This window comes from Undibacterium sp. RuTC16W, assembly GCF_049339445.1.
In the GTDB taxonomy this organism is placed as follows: domain Bacteria; phylum Pseudomonadota; class Gammaproteobacteria; order Burkholderiales; family Burkholderiaceae_D; genus Undibacterium.
The window spans coordinates 571,796-589,327 of sequence record NZ_JBMPPE010000001.1 but is presented as its reverse complement, the minus strand read 5'-3'; the positions used below and the strand labels follow the sequence as shown (position 1 = coordinate 589,327).

Genomic DNA, 17,532 nt, shown 5'->3' with positions numbered 1-17,532 from the left:
CAAATAGATGGCTATCAAATTGTTTTTTTCAAGTAGGCTTCCGCCAGCCTGACCCAATAAGTCGCACCGATAGGCAGCAGATCATCGTTGAAGTCATAACTGGGATTGTGCAGATTGCACGGACCGAGGCCATGGCCCATCTCACGATGTTCGCCATCACCATTGCCCAGAAACACGTAGCAGCCAGGTTTGGCTTGCAGCATGAACGCAAAATCTTCCGCGCCCATCGTCGGCTCAACCTTGTCATTGACTTGCGCTTCGCCAACCACCGAGCGCATGACTTCCGTAGCAAAGGCCGTTTCTCTGGCGTGATTAATCAGCGGTGGATAATTGCGTTTGAATTTGAAATCCACCTGAGCGTCAAAGGCAGCGGCGGTGTGTTCGGCGATCTTTTGCATCCTGCTTTCAATGAGATCAATCATTTCTGTACTAAAACCGCGCACGGTACCGATCAGCGTTGCATCGTCAGGAATTACATTGGTTGCACTGCCTGAGTGAATCTGGGTCACTGACAGCACGGCTGACTCCAGCGGGCTGGCATTGCGGCTGATGATGGTCTGCCAGCTTTGGGCGATCTGGATGGCGACGATAATAGGATCAATACCTTTATGCGGTTGCGCTGCATGGGCGCCTTTGCCTTTGACAATGACTTCAAATTCATTTGAGGATGCCATCATCGGCCCGGCGGTGACGCCGAAACTACCGGCGGCTGCGCCTGGCCAATTGTGCATGCCGAATACCGCATCCATCGGACATTGCTCAAACAGGCCGTCGTCCATCATACGTTTCGCCCCGCCACCGCCTTCTTCCGCTGGCTGAAAAATCACATATACCGTGCCATCAAAGACCGGGTGGCGTGATAAATAATGTGCGGCGCCGAGCAGCATTGCGATATGTCCGTCATGGCCGCAGGCATGCATTTTGCCTTCATGTTTAGAAGTATGAGCGAAGTTGTTGATTTCTTGCATGGGCAGTGCATCGATGTCCGCCCGCAAGCCGATCGCGCGCGAACTGCTGCCATGCTTGATGATACCGACGACGCCGGTGGTGCCGAGACCGCGAATAACCGGTATGCCCCATTCTTGCAGCTTGCCGGCGACGACATCTGACGTGCGGTGTTCTTCAAAGCAGAGCTCAGGATGGGCGTGGATATCACGTCGTATTTGCTGTATTTCGCTGTGAAAAGCGAGAATGGGGTCGATAGGATCGAGTATTTGCATGTCGGTCTCCGTGCAACAACGTTCAAGTCTTGCGCCAAAATAGGGCGCAGTGTATGTTGTAATTGCGTAAATTTTTGGTCTGGCTGATTGTCATATTGTCGTACTGAGTTTCAGCCTCTGTACTATTTTAGTGTAAAGCATTTTTTGTCGAGATGACGGACGCCATCTTGCTGTCCGTATTTTTCTGAACCTTAGGGAGTTGTCTATGTCGATGTTCCGCGCAATTCGAATCACCCCTCGTGCCGCTGTGCTGGCGGCTAGCCTGAGTGCTTTATTTGCCTTGGCACCTGCCAGTTTCGCACAAGAATTCAAATTGGCGATGAGTTCGCCGCCGACATCACTGGATCCCCATTTTTATAATTTATTTCCTAATCTGAATGTCTCTGATCATATGTTTGAGACGCTGGTCGCCATGGATGCCGATAGCCGCCTTATTCCCAGTCTGGCGGAATCCTGGACACTGATCAATAACCTGACCTGGGAAGTTAAGCTGCGCAAAGGTGTGAAGTTTCATGACGGTTCCGACCTGACCGCGGAGGACGTGATCTGGTCACTGGAACGCCCGGCGACCATCGTCAACAGTCCGGGCAAATTCGATGTCTATACCCGCGCCATCATTAATAAAAAAGTCATCGACCCTTACACGATACGTCTGACGACCAAAGAACCCTATCCGCTCCTGCTATCCGATCTGACCGCGATCTACATCGTCTCTAAAAAAGCCACGCAAGGATTGAGCAGCGATGACTTCGCCTCAGGTAAGGGAATGGTCGGTACTGGTCCGTATAGGTTCGCCAAATTTTTGCGTGATGACCGTATTGAGATGGATCGTTTCGATGGCTACTGGGGTAAGAAACCGGCAAACTGGAGCAAAGTGACCTTACGTTTCATCCCGAACGGTGCAACCCGTATCGCAGCCTTGCTCGCAGGTGATGTGCAAGCACTGGAAAATGTGCCGACGCCGGATATAGCCCGTGTGCGCAGTGACGCTAACCTCGCGATGACCTCTAAAGTCTCACATCGCCTGATCTATTTGTATCCAGACACCTCCCGCGACAAATCTCCCTTTGTGACAGACAAAGATGGCAAGCCGCTGGATAAAAATCCGCTGAAAGACATCCGCGTCCGTAAAGCGATCTCGATGGCGATTAACCGTGAGGCAATTAAGGATCGTGTGATGGAAGGTTTGTCGCAACCCACCAATAATCTGGTGCCACTGACCTTGTTCGGTCATAACCCCGATCTGAAAGTCGTTAAATACGATCCCGAAGCAGCGAAGAAACTCATGGCAGAAGCTGGTTATGCAAATGGTTTTGGCATCACAATCCATACGCCGAATAATCGCTACATCAATGATGAAAAAATTACTCAGACCATTGCGCAGATGTTGTCCAAAATCGGTATCGTCGCCAAGGTAGAAGGCGCACCGATGTCAGTCTACGCCGCGCGTGGCGTCAAGCGTGAATACTCATTAGGTTTGCTGGGATGGGGTGCCCAGACTGGTGAAGCCTCATCGCCATTGCGTGCAATCGCCGCGTGTGATGAACCGGAAAAAGGTTACGGCGGGAATAATTATCTCAAGTACTGCAATCCCAAAGTCAATGAACTCCTGAGCAAAGCCTTGAATACTGTCGACGACAAGTCGCGCTTGAAGTTATTGCAGGATGCGACAGCGATTGTCATCAACGATGCCGGTATTATTCCGATTCATCAGCAGGTAACGACCTGGGCGATGAAGAAGAATATCAGTTATATTCCGCGCACTGACGAGCGTACGCACGCTTATGAATTTAGTGCGAAGTAATTCTGTAAATCGATCGTGTCCGGGGTGTGTCGTGTAAAGAGTCGCCCCGGCCAAGTTCTCAACGAGCGCAGGTCCTCAGAAAAAAGCAAATTCGGTTCGCTCTCTCACCTGTTTCATAGTGATACAGAGCGACTATTTACGTGGTGACAGGGATATTGCATGCTGGTTTTTATTATTCGACGTCTGATACAGAGTGTCATGGTGCTGCTGGTGATGTCCTTGCTGGTATTCGCCGGCGTCTATGCGATTGGTAATCCGATTGACGTATTGCTCAGTCCCGATGCCGATCAGATAGAAAGAGCGCGCACCATCGTTGCGTTCGGACTAGATAAGTTGTTGCCAGAACAGTATTGGATCTTTTTAAAAAATGCCTTGAGCGGTGATATGGGGCGTTCGTTTGCCTTTTCGACGCCAGCGCTGGCACTGATCTTTGAACGCATGCCGGCGACGCTGGAGTTGGCAGTCTGCGCTATCGTGATGGCGATACTGTTGGGCGTACCGCTGGGTTTGTGGGCAGGTTTACGTCCTAACGGCTTTGCCGGAAAAACGATTATGGCGGTCTCGATACTGGGCTTCTCTTTACCCACGTTCTGGGTTGGCCTGATGCTGATTATGGTGTTTGCAGTACAGCTAGGCTGGCTACCTTCCAGTGGTCGTGGTGAGACCAGTTTGCTATTCGGCGTACCGGTCAGTTTTTTAAGCTGGGATGGCTTACGGCATATCCTGATGCCCGCATTGAATCTGGCCCTGTTCAACGTCGCCTTAGTGATTCGTCTGACGCGTGCCGGAGCGCAGGAAGCCTTATTGCAGGACTATGTCAAATTCGCCCGTGCCAAAGGGTTGCGTAACAGCCGCATCATCGGTGTCCATGTACTGAAAAATATTTTGATCCCTATCGTCACAGTGATCGCTTTACAGTTCGGCTCCATCATCGCGTTTGCGATTGTGACCGAGTCCGTATTTGCCTGGCCGGGTATGGGTAAGCTGATCATCGATTCTATCCGCGTGCTTGATCGTCCGGTGATCGTGGCCTACCTGTTACTTATCGTGACTCTGTTTATCCTGATCAATTTGATCGTCGACGTCTTGTACTCGCTGCTTGATCCACGAGTCCGACTTTCTGAAGCGAAGGCTTGATATGACAATGACTACGCCAGACCAGACAACAAGGAAGACGTTGCCGGAGGACACGCCGTTCCGCCGCTTTGTCCAGCAATTTTTTGAAAGCAAAATGGCTACTCTTGGTTTAGTGATTCTGTTGCTGATTCTATTCGCTGCGATACTCGCGCCTTTTATTTCACCGCAAAATCCCTATGATCTTGGCAATCTTGATGTCATGGATTCACGGCTGGAGCCGGGTCAGTTATCGGCAGATGGCAAGCTGCGTTTTTTGATGGGCACGGATGAGCAAGGCCGCGATATGCTATCGGCGATTATTTATGGTTTGCGTATTTCTGTTGCTGTCGGTGTGATCAGTACCGTGATTGCTTTGCTCATCGGTTTGTCGCTCGGCCTGTTCGCCGGTTATGCAGGCGGTAAAACTGAAGCACTGATCATGCGGATTGCCGATATCCAGTTATCGTTTCCTCCTATCCTGATCGCGCTGATTTTGCTGGCACTGACGGGACAAGGCGTCGGTAAAATCATCATCGCCTTAGTTGCCGTCCAGTGGGCTTATTACGCGCGTACTGCCAGAAGTGCCGCGCTGGTCGAGCGTAAGAAAGAGTACATCGAGGCCGCTGTAGGTTTGGGTTTGTCACCGGCGCGCATTATCCTGCGCCATCTCTTGCCAAATTGTCTTCCCCCTCTGATCGTGATCGCCGCCTTGCAAGTCGCGTCGGCGATTTCGCTGGAGGCGACACTGTCCTTTCTCGGACTGGGTTTGCCTGTGACCGAACCATCACTCGGTTTGCTGATTGCAAACGGATTTCAGTATCTGCTGTCGGGAAAATACTGGATCAGTTTTTTTCCCGGTATTGCGTTGCTGGTGACGGTCGTGGCGATTAATCTGGTGGCGGATCAGTTGCGTGATGTACTGAATCCGCGTTTGCAGACACAATAAGGACGACGCTATGACAACAGCCTCTCAGCAAGACGCTCACACGCAAGAAGCTACTCTGGTCGTCCAGAATCTGACTACCGAATTCCACACCCGCGCAGGCATCGCGACGGCAGTCAATGACGTTTCTTTCTCGGTCATGCCGGGTCAAATCATGGGACTGGTCGGTGAATCCGGTTCTGGCAAATCGATGACCGGCTATTCGATCATGGGATTAATTGATGCGCCGGGACAAGTCGCCGGAGGTAAAATCCTGCTCAAGGGACGCGACTTACGCGCGATGTCAGCGGAGCAGATGCGTCAGGTGCGCGGTGACCGCATTGCCATGATTTTTCAGGATCCGATGATGACCCTGAATCCGGTTTTGCGGATTGATACGCAGATGACGGAGGCGATTGATGCCCATCATCAGGTTAGCCATGCGACTGCACGTGAAATGGCGCGTGATGCGCTGGTACGGGTTGGGATTCCTTCACCTGACGAACGTTTGCTCTCATATCCGCATCAGTTCTCTGGCGGAATGCGACAAAGAGTGGCGATTGCGATTGCTTTACTGAATAAGCCGGATCTGATTATTTGCGACGAGCCAACCACGGCACTGGATGTCACGATACAAGGGCAAATTTTATTTGAGATGCAGAAGCTGTGTCGTGAATCCGGGACCTCACTGATCTGGATTACCCATGATTTATCGGTGATCGCTGGCCTGGCAGACACCATCAGTGTGATGTATGCCGGACGCATTGTTGAGAGCGGTACTGTGGAGCAGGTGTTGAATCAACCTCGCCACCCTTACACACATGGCCTGATCGCCTCCGCCCCGTCGCGTAATTCGGTTGGCCAGCCACTGCATCAAATCCCCGGTATGACACCATCTTTGCTGCATTTGCCCGGCGGCTGTGCTTTTCGGGAGCGTTGTGATCGCGCCGATGCGGCCTGTTATGAGAGTCCTCCTATACGTGAATCCGATGCCCGCCTGCTTCGATGCTGGCATCCAGTATCTGATGAGATGAAAAGCGAGCAGATCGCATGAGCCACGCTGTATCGCCTGGCGCGGACGAAGTTCATGAGTCTCATAATCTGACGCAAACTCAGACACCGACCAACATAATCAACCCATTTTCCGATGCGATGACAGCACCTACTTCAACAAGCATCTCAGCGCCTATTTTGGAATTGCGTGAGGTCAGTAAGCGGTTTGTAAAACCATTGGATGCCGCGGCGAAATTAGCCAGACTCGTCGGTGCCGATATACAACCTCAAGTTGTGCATGCCGTGGATCACGCGAACCTCAGCATACAAGCCGGCGAAGTTGTGGGCCTAGTGGGTGAATCCGGTTGTGGTAAATCGACTTTGGGCCGGATGGCCGTGGGTTTGCATAGTCTGACGGAAGGTTCGCGCTGGTGGCGCGGTCAGGAGTTGACGGGTCTCGATAAGAAGGCGCAACGCGATAGTCAACTGGCGATCCAGATGATTTTTCAGGACCCTTATGCTTCGCTGAATCCAAGAATGCGGGTTAAACATATCATTGGTGAAGCCCCGCTGGTACATGGGTTGATCATGGCATCTGAACAGCAAGATTATGTCGAGCAATTGTTGCAAAAAGTTGGTCTGGATCCGGCTATTGCAACACGTTTTCCCCACCAATTTTCGGGTGGTCAGCGTGCCCGTATCGGGATTGCACGTGCACTGGCCGTCAAGCCAGAATTTTTAGTCTGCGATGAGGCGGTGGCCGCTCTCGATGTGTCGATACAGGCGCAAGTACTCAATCTGTTTATCCGCTTACGGGATGAGCTCAAGCTTACGTATCTGTTTATCAGTCACGATCTTGGGGTAGTGCGTCATTTATCCGATCGCGTGGTGATTATGTATCTGGGGCGCGTGGTGGAATCCGCGCCGACAGCAGAGATTTTTAGTCAGGCGAATCACCCCTACACGCAAGCGTTGCTGGCTTCCGCACCGAAACTTGAAGTCAGAAAAACGACTTTTGTTGCTATTCAAGGGGAGATTCCCTCGCCTTTGAATCCGCCTGCTGGTTGTCATTTTCATCCGCGCTGCCCGCATGCGATGCCGCGCTGCGCGCAAGAGCAGCCTGTATTGACAGAAATTGCGCCACAGCATTTTTCCGCCTGTCATTTGAATACTGTGTGAGGCAATTGGACCCGGAAATACTGAGTCTGCCAGATCTGATTATGGGCTATATTAAGTTTGCTTAATCCTAGGTGCATCATAGTAAGGAGATCTCGCGTGTCTTATTTGCCTTCTCGTTTTTTTAGCCTATGTCGTCTGCTAGCTGCAGGCATGTTGTCCCTGACGCTTGTCTCGCCAGCCAGTGCTTTATATGATCCAAAACCGGATGCCAGCATGTCTGCTGCACAAGGTGAATGGTCCGGTAGCTTAACTTACCGCGATTACAGCAGTCCCGACAAAATGGTCATGCTGCCTACCCGGATGTTTATTAGTCTGAGTGCGCCTGATGAGATCAGTCTGCATTTTATTTTTGCAGATGGTCCTGCGAAGACTGTGTATTCGTATGAGAAAATCGGTATTTACCCCCTGAAAAAAGAGTTGATCTGGAGTAGTGGCGTCAGCGAAAAATCATCGTCGACGTATCAGATTCTGGCTGACGACGTTACCGACAAAGGTCGCAAGCTCTTATTCGAAAAGCGCTCAGAAAAAGGTATCAACCGCTACACGCTGGAGATCGGAGCAAATGTGTTCGTATTGAGCAAAGATGAGATTGATGCAGCGGGTGTGGCGACGTTCCGCAACCGCTATCTGTTATCCCGTCCTGGTACGCCGGCCAAGTGATTTATCGTCCGTTTTTAAGGTGATGTGGATGGAGCGTAGTCAGGAAAACACAATCATCCAAGTTATTTGTTTTGGTGATGTCTGGTATACAAAAAAGAAAGAGGCATAATTTGCTGCACTGCGATATATTGAACTTGTCTCCTCCAACACCGTAAAAGGTTTGGATTTCAGCCCGCTCCGTTAAGGTAGCGGGCTTTTTTTTGGGTTTTTAATGTTGTAGGGCTAAACACTGAAAAAGGAGAGGAATTGAATTTCCTTGTGGAATTAAAAATACGTATTTGATATTCGATTTATGAATGGGTGATATGCAAAAATAGTGTTTGGTTTATTTGCTGCACTGCGATATAGTTATCTCTGTCTCCTCCAACACCTCCTAAGGTTTGGATTTCAGCCCGCACACTCTGCGGGCTTTTTTTTGCCCAATCGAAAATTTCCTGATATGTGGGATTAATGCAGAGTTTCTTTGTGAAAACTATTATTCACTAAAGTAATAACCGATATGTGAATAATAAAGCAGACGAATTTGCTGCATCGCGATAGAGTTATACCTGTCTCCTCCAATACCGCAAAGGTTTGGATTTCAGCCCGCAAATAGCGGGCTTTTTTTTTGCTTAAAATTTTTTTAAGATATTGTCTATGGGTGACTTTATCGAGAAATTTACTGAAAAACTAAGAAGATTAATCAGTAAGCCAAAAGCCCACCTTAATGGTTTGCAGCCCCTGGTTCAGGGACTTTATACGTTTCTGGCCTGATCTAGCGCGGCTTCGGTCAGCCACAAGTCTGTGGTCATATTGAGTTCATCACAATTATGTCCTTGTCCTATCCTGTCCATGACGATGAAATCGCTGATCTTGTGCAGAGCAATCAGCGGATGATGCCAGACGCCTTTGGCATAGTTCACGCCCTGAAATCCCTGACACAGGAAGGCGCGTAAGCCCTCAAGCCGGAACTCTCCTGCCGGTGCGACTACAACCAGGTATTCTTCTCCCGTGTCATGAGTCATGGGGACAAACGCCTGACTCCCTAGTGGATGGCGCTCTATCACGCGAATTTCCAGAGGGAGTGCTCTTGCCTGCGCGCGAAACAGACTGAGGATCGTTTGTCCATTCTGCTCTGCTGTGTCGGCGGAGGTCAGTGCATGATAGCGTTCTGTCGTCCCCTCGTTGATGGGGTAGTGGCGCGCACCGTTGAGCATGATGACGTCGCCAAACGGCGCAAAGGCGGCGCGGCTGAGTGTTTCAATTTTGATGGAAGGCATACTATATAGTCACTCCAGTCGGCTCCACAAACGCAGTCGAGAAACACCGCCATCCGGGAAAATATTGAAGCGGATATGGGTAATTGGCCCCATTGCGCTGATCTCATCTACATAATAATGCTGATGATCCATATGTAGTTTTTGCTCGGGCAGTAATACCGGCCAGAACATCGATTGCGTGATCAGGGATGTCTCGGTACCGCCTTGCATAGACGCCGCCTGTATCATGCAGCGATCGGGATAATTTCCTTTGAAATGACAGGTATCTACTTCAATTTTTTTCACAATGCCCGGGTGAGCCAGTGCAATGATGCACCAGTCATTGCCGGGTTCGCGACGACGACGGGTTTCCCAGCCATCTCCCATATTGACACCGCGGCCAGGCATGAGCAGGCTTGATGCCAGACCGAAATGCTGATTATTCGTGCCGACGATGTGGCCACCGTTTTCCATCGCAATCAGATCGAATAATTGCTGGCGATCGGCCGCTGCCCAATCGGTTTGCGGCTGTGCATATACCCGGAGGCGTGCGACACCGCCATCAGGATAAATGTTGAGGCGCAGGTGTGTGTATGCTTTGTCGCTTTGAATCGCATGATAGTGATGGCTATTTCCTTGCAAATTCACTGACGGCAGGATTTCTTCCCAGTTGGTATAGGTGTCAGGCTCGCCATGTGGCAGCATCGCAGCTTCAATTGAGGCCGCTGGCGGGTAGTTGCCAGTGAAATGACTAGTGTCAATATCGACTCCCTGAATGATGCCCGTACGCGCCAGTTTCAGAACGCACCAGTCGTAGCCATTCACCCGCTTGCGGCGGGATTCCCATCCATCCATCCATTTACCGTTGGTATCGTATTTACCAGGGATAAAAACCGCTGGTTCAGGATGTAGCATGCGTGCCATTTCGGCAAAAAAATCGTCACTGCAAGCAAGTGTCCTGGCACCCAGTCGAGGATCTGCCAGATTCGGATAGCGGCGGGTAAATTCTGGTGCGTTGGGGTCGGTCGTGATGATGGCCATATGGTTCTCGTTCGCGGTTGTTGGCTTATTGATTGACTTATTGAAGGATGATTTGCCGGTCTATTTATTTGTCCGTTGACCGGGTTCTGGATCTTTGCCAGCGTTTTGTTCAAACCACTGCGCAATGACGGTACGTTCTTCTTCGGTAATCTGGGTCAGATTCCCTAAAGGCATTATCCGTGTCTGTACGACTTGTTGATAAATGAGCTGGGCTTTGGATTTGATCAATGCGGGTTGATCCAGAATCAGTCCTTTGGCCGGTGCGTCCATCAATGTCGGGTGCGTCGCATGGCATTGTATGCAGCGCGCATTGATGATGGTCTGCACCTGCGCAAATCTGTCCCCAGTCACGTCATTAACCTGCGGTGCTGTGGGTTTTGGCATGATCCAGGCAGCCACACACGCCAGTATCAGAATGGCGATCAGCGGATAGACGAGTTGCGTTTTTCCTTTATGCCGCAGAATAAAAAACTGCCGTATCAGCACACCTGCCAGCATGATCATGACCAGTACGAGCCAGTTCGCCTCATGCGTATAAGTCATGCTGTAATGGTTTGACATCATCGCGAACAACACCGGCAGAGTGAAGTAGGTATTGTGCACACTACGTTGCTTGCCGCGCTGACCGTGGACGGGATCGACCGGCTCACCGGCTTTCATTGAGGCGATAATTTTGCGCTGGCCGGGAATAATCCAGAAAAACACATTCGCACTCATGATCGTGGCAATCATCGCTCCGGTAATCAAAAATGCCGCACGACCGGAAAAAACATGACACGCTGCCCATGCTGCTGCAATGACGGCACCGACGATCAGCAAGGAGAGTAACTTGTCGTTCTTGCTGAAAAAACGACATAGCAGGTCATACACGATCCAGCCCGATACCAGAAATCCCAGAGCAAGAAAAATCGCTTGGTTGGAAGAGAGCGACATCACATTCGGATCAACCAGGTAGGTTTTTGCATTCAATAAATACAATACCGTGAACAAGCCAAAGCCGGATAGCCAGGTGCTGTACGACTCCCAGTAAAACCAGTGCAAGTCTTGCGGTAAAGTCGGCGGCGTACCCATGTATTTTTGCGGATTATAAAAACCACCGCCATGAACTGCCCATAATTCACCTGCGACGCCTTTGTCTTTGAGTTGTGTATCGACCGGTGGTGTCAGATGATTATCCAGCCAGACAAAATAGAACGATGAGCCTATCCAGGCAATCGCGACGATCACATGCAGCCAGCGCAATAGCAGATTGGCCCAGTCTAAAAAATAAGCTTCCATCAATTGTCCTAAATTTTGAAAAAACGATGTGAACGGCGATAACTCATGATGTCAATTCACATGGGTAAGACGTTTATCTCAGCTGCCGCGATAGGTAGAGTAGCTCCACGGTGTGACCAGCAGCGGCACATGATAATGCTGCTCCGGATGGGCGACGCCGAAGCGTAATGTCACCACACCGAGAAACGCCGGATCGGGTGTGCTGCTGCCTGCCTGTGCAAAATATTGACCCACATCGAAATCCAGTTCGTAGATACCTGCGACAAGCGCATCTGCATCGAGTAAAGGATGGTCGCAACGACCGTCGGCATTGGTGCTGGTGTTGTGTAAAAGAGTGCGCTGACCTTGTTCGATCCGGTGCAATTGCACGCTGATACCCTGACCCGGTTTGCCATTCGCGGTATCCAGCACATGCGTTGTAATTCGTCCCATAACTATTTTTCACTCACTTTCAGGTCATTTTTGCATGAACAGGACTGCTGCCAAATCGTCTCGGCGTTATGCGTCCCCATTTAGTTGTAGAACAATATTGTTGACAATCTTAATGATGAAATTTTGTTTATGTCAAATAAATGCTTGATATAAAAAGATTTTTCACCCGATGTCGATAATGGGATGCTACAACATTATTTGCAATTGTCGACAATCTGGATTTAAATGTTACTCATCACGACTTTACATATTGAGCAGCACGCATTTATTTATGACCACTCTATCCGACACGGCACCGCTCGATGCAGAAGAGCGTATGTACCACGAGATCTATGATGCCATCATGGAACATCGCTTACCTGCACGTACCAAATTGACCGAGCAATCTTTGAGCCAGATCTATGGTTTGGCCAGACATGGTGTGCGTAAAGTCTTGGGCCGCTTGTCTGCCGATGGGCTGGTCGATCTGGAGGTGAACCGTGGCGCCTTCATTGCCAGCCCTGGCATACAGGAGGCGAATGATATGTTTGAGTTGCGTCAGACGCTGGAACAACTAGCGATTGAAAAAGTGCTGACGACAGCCAGTGCCGCCGATGTCGCCTCACTTCGTCATCTGGTGGAGCGGGAACGCGACGCCTATCTGCGTGGTGACAAGCCGCAGTGGATACGTTTATCCGCAGATTTTCATATTCAACTGGCGCAGCTGAGCGGTAATCAATTGCTGGTTGAGATGCTGCGTCGTCTGGTATCGCGCACCACACTACTCATCTCTCATCAGTCCGCAGCGCCAAGTGCAGGCAGTCAGCCTTGCTCATTTGACGAGCATCTCAATGTGGTCAATGCGCTGGAACGTAAAGATAAAAAACTCGCCTTGCAAGAGATGACACTACACCTGAATCGCTGCGCCTGCCGCACACCCAAGGCAACAGAAAAAGGCTTCGACCTGCGAGCCGTGCTGGCTCAATCCCAACTCAAATCATCATGACTGCGAATTCCATGAAGCCAACTGTCAGCCCTCAATATCCTCGCGACCTGATCGGCTATGGTCGCCACACTCCTCACGCACAATGGCCGCGACAGGCAAGAGTCGCGCTGCAATTTGTCCTCAATTATGAGGAAGGTGGTGAAAATTGTGTCCTGCATGGCGACCCTGCTTCAGAACAATTTTTATCTGAAATTGTCGGCGCTGCGGCTTATGAAGCACGTCATATGTCGATGGAATCAATCTACGAATACGGTTCTCGTGCCGGTGTCTGGCGCATACTGCGTGAGTTTGAGCAGCGTCAGTTGCCATTGACGGTATTTGGTGTGGCCATGGCCTTGCAGCGGCATCCGGAACTCACGCAGGCGCTTGGGGAGCTGGGACATGAGATCGCTTGCCATGGCTTACGCTGGATTCATTATCAGCATATGGATGTGGCTAGCGAGCGCGCGCATATGCAAGAAGCGGTACAAATCCTGCGTGAACTGACCGGCCATGCACCTCTGGGCTGGTACACCGGGCGTGACTCGCCGAACACCCGCAAGCTTGTGGTCGAGCATGGCGGTTTCGTGTATGACGCCGATTATTATGGCGACGACTTGCCATTCTGGACGGCAGTTGATCTGCCTGATGGCAGCAAGCGTTCTCACCTGGTTGTTCCTTACACTCTCGATAGCAACGATATGCGCTTCGCCACCCCACAGGGCTTTAATACTGGCGAACAGTTCTATCAATATCTCAAAGATAGTTTTGATGTGTTGTACGCCGAAGGAGATCCGGCTGGGCAAAATTCGCCGAAGATGCTGTCCATCGGTATGCATTGCCGCCTGCTTGGCCGTCCGGGCAGATTCCGCGCGCTGCAACGCTTTCTGGATTATGTGCAGTCACATGATCAGGTCTGGATTTGTCGCCGTATCGACATCGCACAACACTGGATTGCGACACATCCTGCACCATCTGTTTGAGCTCGTCTGAGTTCTGTAAATTTTTCTATCGACCATCATGAACATTCAACGATCTATACAAGACATCAATCAACTTAGTCCGGCGCAATTTGTCGAACTTCTGGGCGGCATCTTCGAACACTCACCCTGGGTTGCCGAGCGTGCTTGCATGCAGCGCCCCTTTGCTCTGGTACGAGACTTGCATCAAGCTATGGCAGACGTTGTTATGTCGGCATCGCTTCCAATGCAACTCGCCTTAATTCGCGCACATCCCGAGCTGGCAGGTAAGGCGGCAGTGCGTGGCGAGCTGACCGCAGAGTCCACGCGTGAGCAAAGTGGTGCAGGGTTGAGCGAATGCAGTGCGGATGAATTTGCAACTTTACAAAAACTGAACACCAGCTACAACGCCAAATTTGGTTTTCCGTTTGTGATTGCGGTACGTGGTCATGATCGTCATAGCATCATCGAACATTTTTCACGTCGACTGGAATCCACGCAAGAGGTTGAAACACAAGAATGCCTGGAGCAGATTATTAAAATAGGCGGATTTCGTCTGGCGGACGTAGTGCATGACTAAGCTATTTTTGAGTGTGGCATTACAGCTCACAACTCATGAAGCCTGAAAAAAGTCCTTTCTGGTGATCGTTTTGTAGTCGAAATCCGCAGTAGTTCGTAGTAATACGTCATAGGCCATTGCAGTATTTCACTTAACCATGAAGGACATTCAATGAAAAATTTCTTTAAACCATACCGCATCAAATCTCTTGTTGGTACCTTGCTGGCACTCAGCACGGCACAGGTGCTGGCCGCCGACTGGAGTGATACGGCGATCAGCTGGCGACACGGTAGTCAGTTTGCCGAACCGTTCAATCCGGCGGATATCAGTAAAGATATTGTTGCCCTGACCCACGTCAGCGGCTACAAATACGGTACGAATTTTTTCAATGTCGATTTTTTGCAATCGGACAGCAAGGACCCCGCTTCAGCGACCCAAAAGTCAGGTGCCCAGGAAGCCTATGTGGTCTACAGAAATACCATTGATTTTGGCAAGCTACAGGGGCGTGATATCAAATTCGGTCCGGTCCGCGGCGTCGGTGCCACGATCGGTTTTGACTGGAACACCAAAAATGATGCTGGCTACAATTCACGCAAACGCATGCTGGTGGCGGGTCCTACGTTGATGTGGGATGTCCCTGGTTTTTTGAATACCAGCTTACTGCTTCTGAGTGAGAGCAATGCTCCATCCATCGTATCAAGCCGTTATACCTATAAAACTCATGCGATGCTGACCGCGAGCTGGGGTATTCCTCTGGCAGACAGCCTGGCTTTTGAGGGCTATGCGAATCTGATCGCCAGTAAAGGCAAGGACGAAGTCGGTGCAGAAACTGGCACAGAGACTAATGTCGATGCCCAGATCATGTACGACCTGGGATCGCAAATAAGCCTGTCAAAAAACACCTTGCGTGTCGGATTGGAATACCAGTACTGGAATAATAAATTCGGTAATACCTCTGCCACGACCTTTGGCAAAGGTTATAAAGCCAGCACGCCAATGGTCAGGGTTGAATACCATTTTTAAGCTGAATAACTAAGCTACACTAAGCAACCAGATCAATGGCGTTTCTGTATTGGAGGCGTCATTTTTATTTGCCGAATGGATTAGTGGTCGTCACAAGTTGCCTGTCGGGTGGCGTAGTTGGAGCAGAATTTCCCAGGGCAACGTAGCTTGCTTAAGATTTACAGCTGAGCTAACCAACGTTTAAAATCAGCGTGAAATTCGCTTTCATTGATGCCGAACGCTTGTTCAAATGCAGTGCTATGGTTGCTGCGTGGCACGCCAGATAATTGGAAGTAAGTCACCCATTTCTTCAGAAAATCGTCGCCGCTAATCGCTTGCAGATAGATGCACATCAGATCAGCCATTTGATAATTGCCACGTTTTTCTTTCATCATTTTTAACCAATCCGTATGGCTAATTTTGATCATATCCTCCGGTTGCAGATTGGTCCGATTTTCGTAGCGCCACCAATTGCGTGCACTTACGCGCCAATTACGTAGCGGTTCTGCCGCACTATCATTAATCTGCATTTGTGGCGCAAGCAAATAGGCAATCAAATTTGCGGTTCCCTCTTTTATCCACGCTGGGGGATTAAATCCTGCGTTGCTGTTTTTTATTTGCTTTTGTAATTCGTGAGTCAGCTCGTGCAAAGTCGTTTTGACTGCCAACGAGTATTGCATTTCACGAGATTGTTTGCCTGTGAATTTAAGCGCGATTTTTCCGTCGCGGCCCGATAGTCCACCACTGACCTCAGCAGTAAGTTCCGCTTGTTCTGGGGTGACGTGCATATCATTGATGAGAATTTGTCGGTAGTCGTCCTCACCCACGCCGATATAGATGGTCGCGTCTCGCATCAGTTTGACTTGTAAGGTGTCGTTGACAAGTCGATCAAATTGCGCAGCCGCCTGACGAACTATCGGTAACCATTCGTGCTCAATAGTGGTGGTATAGTTTTCGACGTTGTAGTCACCCATTTGTACGCCGACAAAAGAACGCCCACCATACGTCGCAACTTCATCGTCAATTGCCAGCAGACGGCAATTCTTGCCACCCTTAGTGTGGCAGACTGCCAGCGCAGCATCGATAATCCGCGGCGAATTTTCTGCCAATCCCCAAAATCCATTGGCTGACCATGCGAGCGCACGAGGTTTGCTGGCCTGCTTAAATGCGGCCCATGCTTGCTGCATTTCGATGGGTTCTCGACTCACATCTAATTGATTGATACCACGGGCAGGTTTTGAGTCGTATTCACCTTTGTCATTCGCAAGCACAGTTTCAGCAACTTGCTAAAATACCGCATTCTGGCTAATGCCAAATTGCATATTAAAAACTTGTTCCGGATTGCTGTCTTTTTCTGCAAACGCCTGCAAATAGGCTCTTACACGCGTGTGGAAGTTGCTCCCGTTCTGTTGCTGTAGAATCTGAAAAATACCTAGGCGCACCTTTTCACCGAGAATCGCCCGACGTTGCTCAGCGATTTTTTGCGCTGCTTTTTTTTCACTCAAATTAATCGGTCGAACAACAGGCAACTCATTAGCATAGGACGGCAGCGGTGAGAGCTGCAAACCTTCTATGATATTCGCGGCGATGTTGTCTGCGAGTGCAAACGCAAACCAGTCGGGTAGATTTTTTTTGTTCCCTTTTGTGAGTTCGTCAATCAATAGATGGACACCTTGCCGCAAGGGTTGTTTCAAACTGCGTTCGCGGATTTCGATTTCCGACAAACCTGCTTCTAGATAAACGACTTTATTTTTTTCGGCGTTGTCGGGTAAGGAAGCCTTCAGGGTTGCTGCGATCACTAGTGGCAAGCGCGCACCGAGCTCTACACCGTAATCATTTTTTGCCAATAGTTCCAGAGCTTGTAAAGCTTTTTTGCTACGAGGTGCAAATTCTTGATTGACACGTTGCGACCAACGATCCTCTCCACCAGTTACAGTAATTTGAACCTCCGCAATAGCTGATTGCATCGAAAAAATGCAGCTACTGAATAAACCGAGGAGCAAGGCGTTAATGGTACGCGCATGGCGCAGTTGTCTTGGCCGACTAGAATTAAATTGCATGATGTATTTATTAAAAAGATTGGCGTGACGCATTTAAACTCGAATTTTACTTTGCATTTGGGTTGCTTCATGATTTATCCACAATTGAGGAGTAATCTTCCCCAC

17 protein-coding genes are annotated in these 17,532 nt (G+C 49.9%); 10 read left to right on the top strand and 7 right to left on the bottom strand.

Annotated features, from left to right (window positions below; genetic code table 11):
• Positions 1-14: 14 nt before the first annotated feature.
• Positions 15-1,220 carry a M20 aminoacylase family protein gene (locus tag ACO0K4_RS02645; protein ID WP_422955044.1) on the bottom strand — a complete coding sequence of 402 codons (1,206 nt, stop codon included), beginning with the start codon at positions 1,218-1,220 and terminating at the stop codon, positions 15-17.
• A gap of 211 nt (positions 1,221-1,431) precedes the next feature.
• On the opposite strand from ACO0K4_RS02645, the gene ACO0K4_RS02640 reads away from it, so the two are divergent.
• The 6 genes from ACO0K4_RS02640 to ACO0K4_RS02615 all read left to right on the top strand — a co-directional run bounded on the left by ACO0K4_RS02640 (position 1,432) and on the right by ACO0K4_RS02615 (position 7,894).
• Entirely contained in the window at positions 1,432-3,024 is a 1,593-nt protein-coding gene (locus ACO0K4_RS02640) for an ABC transporter substrate-binding protein (protein WP_422955422.1), read from the top strand.
• Between the two features lie 159 nt (positions 3,025-3,183).
• Positions 3,184-4,161, top strand: a complete 978-nt coding sequence (locus tag ACO0K4_RS02635) for an ABC transporter permease (protein WP_422955043.1) — start codon at positions 3,184-3,186, stop codon at positions 4,159-4,161.
• A 7-nt stretch (positions 4,162-4,168) separates the two neighbouring features.
• Positions 4,169-5,086: an ABC transporter permease gene (locus ACO0K4_RS02630; protein ID WP_422955421.1), complete on the top strand. Its 918-nt coding sequence runs from the start codon at positions 4,169-4,171 to the stop codon at positions 5,084-5,086.
• A gap of 10 nt (positions 5,087-5,096) precedes the next feature.
• Entirely contained in the window at positions 5,097-6,116 is a 1,020-nt protein-coding gene (locus ACO0K4_RS02625; RefSeq protein ID WP_422955042.1) for an ABC transporter ATP-binding protein, read from the top strand.
• Between the two features lie 98 nt (positions 6,117-6,214).
• A complete protein-coding gene (locus tag ACO0K4_RS02620) occupies positions 6,215-7,234 on the top strand; it encodes an ABC transporter ATP-binding protein (RefSeq protein WP_422955420.1) in 1,020 nt (339 codons plus the stop codon).
• A gap of 96 nt (positions 7,235-7,330) precedes the next feature.
• A complete protein-coding gene (locus ACO0K4_RS02615; protein WP_422955041.1) occupies positions 7,331-7,894 on the top strand; it encodes a hypothetical protein in 564 nt (187 codons plus the stop codon).
• A gap of 734 nt (positions 7,895-8,628) precedes the next feature.
• On the opposite strand, the gene ACO0K4_RS02610 is transcribed toward ACO0K4_RS02615, so the two are convergent.
• The 4 genes from ACO0K4_RS02610 to uraH all read right to left on the bottom strand — a co-directional run bounded on the left by ACO0K4_RS02610 (position 8,629) and on the right by uraH (position 11,883).
• A complete protein-coding gene (locus tag ACO0K4_RS02610; protein ID WP_422955040.1) occupies positions 8,629-9,153 on the bottom strand; it encodes an ureidoglycolate lyase in 525 nt (174 codons plus the stop codon).
• A gap of 9 nt (positions 9,154-9,162) precedes the next feature.
• Positions 9,163-10,173: an allantoicase gene (gene alc, locus ACO0K4_RS02605; protein WP_422955039.1), complete on the bottom strand. Its 1,011-nt coding sequence runs from the start codon at positions 10,171-10,173 to the stop codon at positions 9,163-9,165.
• A gap of 60 nt (positions 10,174-10,233) precedes the next feature.
• Complete coding sequence (locus tag ACO0K4_RS02600; protein ID WP_422955038.1) at positions 10,234-11,451, bottom strand: urate hydroxylase PuuD; 1,218 nt, start codon at positions 11,449-11,451, stop codon at positions 10,234-10,236.
• A gap of 78 nt (positions 11,452-11,529) precedes the next feature.
• Positions 11,530-11,883 carry a hydroxyisourate hydrolase gene (gene uraH, locus ACO0K4_RS02595; protein ID WP_422955037.1) on the bottom strand — a complete coding sequence of 118 codons (354 nt, stop codon included), beginning with the start codon at positions 11,881-11,883 and terminating at the stop codon, positions 11,530-11,532.
• Between the two features lie 271 nt (positions 11,884-12,154).
• Here uraH and ACO0K4_RS02590 point away from each other — a divergent pair, with 271 nt between their 5' ends.
• The 4 genes from ACO0K4_RS02590 to ACO0K4_RS02575 all read left to right on the top strand — a co-directional run bounded on the left by ACO0K4_RS02590 (position 12,155) and on the right by ACO0K4_RS02575 (position 15,388).
• Positions 12,155-12,868 carry a GntR family transcriptional regulator gene (locus ACO0K4_RS02590; protein ID WP_422955036.1) on the top strand — a complete coding sequence of 238 codons (714 nt, stop codon included), beginning with the start codon at positions 12,155-12,157 and terminating at the stop codon, positions 12,866-12,868.
• Positions 12,865-13,830 carry an allantoinase PuuE gene (gene puuE, locus ACO0K4_RS02585; RefSeq protein ID WP_422955035.1) on the top strand — a complete coding sequence of 322 codons (966 nt, stop codon included), beginning with the start codon at positions 12,865-12,867 and terminating at the stop codon, positions 13,828-13,830. Before ACO0K4_RS02590 ends, puuE begins: the two co-directional genes overlap by 4 nt.
• Positions 13,831-13,867: 37 nt before the next feature.
• Positions 13,868-14,386: a 2-oxo-4-hydroxy-4-carboxy-5-ureidoimidazoline decarboxylase gene (gene uraD, locus ACO0K4_RS02580; protein WP_422955034.1), complete on the top strand. Its 519-nt coding sequence runs from the start codon at positions 13,868-13,870 to the stop codon at positions 14,384-14,386.
• Positions 14,387-14,536: 150 nt separating this feature from the next.
• Positions 14,537-15,388 (top strand): outer envelope protein, encoded by an 852-nt coding sequence (locus ACO0K4_RS02575; RefSeq protein WP_422955033.1) that lies wholly within the window; start codon positions 14,537-14,539, stop codon positions 15,386-15,388.
• 158 nt (positions 15,389-15,546) lie between these two features.
• On the opposite strand, the gene ACO0K4_RS02570 is transcribed toward ACO0K4_RS02575, so the two are convergent.
• Both ACO0K4_RS02570 and ACO0K4_RS02565 read right to left on the bottom strand, forming a co-directional pair.
• Positions 15,547-16,638, bottom strand: coding sequence for a hypothetical protein (locus tag ACO0K4_RS02570; protein WP_422955032.1), 1,092 nt, complete (start codon positions 16,636-16,638; stop codon positions 15,547-15,549).
• 15 nt (positions 16,639-16,653) lie between these two features.
• Positions 16,654-17,427 carry a hypothetical protein gene (locus ACO0K4_RS02565; RefSeq protein ID WP_422955031.1) on the bottom strand — a complete coding sequence of 258 codons (774 nt, stop codon included), beginning with the start codon at positions 17,425-17,427 and terminating at the stop codon, positions 16,654-16,656.
• Positions 17,428-17,532: the final 105 nt, after the last annotated feature.